Consider the following 1,474-nt stretch of genomic DNA (forward strand, 5'->3'; position numbering starts at 1 on the left):
GTGGTAGTGTCGAGAAAGTTGGTGTAAGGGCCCTTGCGGCCCCTGTGTCCGATATCCGGAATCAGTTGATATCCTAGGCCGCCTCCACGCTGTCGGCAAGTTCCAGGCTTGATTCGATCATCTTCCTGGCCGCCTTCTCCAGCTCCGCCCAGTCGTGCTCGCCCGCGGCACCCATTCTGAACGCGGTGTCATGCATCTCGGCCATCTTCCTCTCCGAGAAGTAGCGCGAGCCGGACCATGTCTCGGCCTGGTCGCACATGACGGCGCCCACGAGCCTGAGCAGCGAACTCTCCGACGGGAAGACCTGCACCACGCGCGAGCGGCGCTTGATTTCCCTGTTGGCGCGCTCCTGCACGTTGTTGGTGCGCAGGCGCTTCCAGTGCGACGGCGGGAAGTCCAGGTACGCGAGCGCGTCGGGCTCCGCCTCCTCGAGCACCCTCGCCGCCCTCGGGCAGCACCCCTCCAGCATCTCGCACGCCGCGTGGTACATGGCCACGGCGGTGGCGGCGTCCCTGGCGCGGAAGACCGAGGAGACGATGCGCCCCACGCGGCGCCTCAGCTGCCAGGAGCCGGCCTCGCGCATGCAGTCGCGCATCAGGTGCACGGCGCATCGCTGCCAGGCCGCCCCCTGGAAGACCTCGCCTACGGCCCTGACCAGGCCCCCGTGGGCATCGGATACGACGAGCTCGGTGCCGGTCGCGCCGCGGTCGCGCAGCTTCCGCAGGAAACCGAGCCACGATTCGTAGGACTCCGTGTCCACCACGGACACCCCCAGCACCCGCCTCCAGCCGGACTCGTCGCAGCCTATCGCCGTGACCACCGCGGTCGAAGCCACGCGGCCCCCGCGGCGGCACTTGACGTAGGTCGCGTCGAGCCAGATGTAGGGTATCGCGCGCGCATCGAGCGGCCCCTCCGCGAGGTCGGCTATCTCGGCGTCGAGGGTCGCGGCGATCGCGCTCACTCGGTCCCTGCCGAGCCTCTCGATGCCCATCTTCTCGGCTATCCTCTGCACCTTCCTGGTGCTGGTGCCGGTGGCGTACATCTCGGCCACCGCCGCGACGAGCGCGCGGTCGACGCGCTGGTAGCGCTCGAGGACGTCCTCGGGGAAGAAGCTGCCCGTCCTGAGCTTGGGGATTCTCAGGTTGAGCGTGCCCACGCACGTCTCGAGCGTGCGGTTGCGGTAGCCGTTCCTGCTGTTGGCCCCATCGCCGCAGAGCTGGTCGGCCTCCTCGTCCATGATGGCGTTGACCACCTGCTCGGCGAGCAGCCTGAGCAGCGACTGGATGTCGACCATCCCGTCGGTCGACCTCGGGATGGCGGCCTTATCCGGCATCGCGTCTGCTAATATCTCCATAGCGGTCCCTGTCCTTTCCCAGAACCTGTGTTATGTAGCAATTCCAGATTCTAGGACAGGGGCCGCTTGCGTTTGGCGGTCAGCCGTCGGCGCGCTTACACCAACATTTCCGACGCGATC

The 1,474-nt window shown here is 67.2% G+C and carries 1 protein-coding gene; it reads right to left on the minus strand.

Annotated elements, in window-relative coordinates; all coding sequences use genetic code 11:
• Nucleotides 1-73: 73 nt before the first annotated feature.
• Entirely contained in the window at nt 74-1,333 is a 1,260-nt protein-coding gene (locus NBH09_RS09930; RefSeq protein WP_502799845.1) for an IS256 family transposase, read from the minus strand.
• Nucleotides 1,334-1,474 lie beyond the last annotated feature (141 nt).

This window comes from Collinsella sp. BG-O-102, from assembly GCF_023656745.1.
Classification (GTDB): domain Bacteria; phylum Actinomycetota; class Coriobacteriia; order Coriobacteriales; family Coriobacteriaceae; genus Collinsella.

Coding starts and splice junctions, on each gene's coding strand:
- NBH09_RS09930 (WP_502799845.1), bottom strand. CDS start 1,333: ATGCCGGATAAGGCCGCCATCCCGAGGTCGACCGACGGGATGGTCGAC.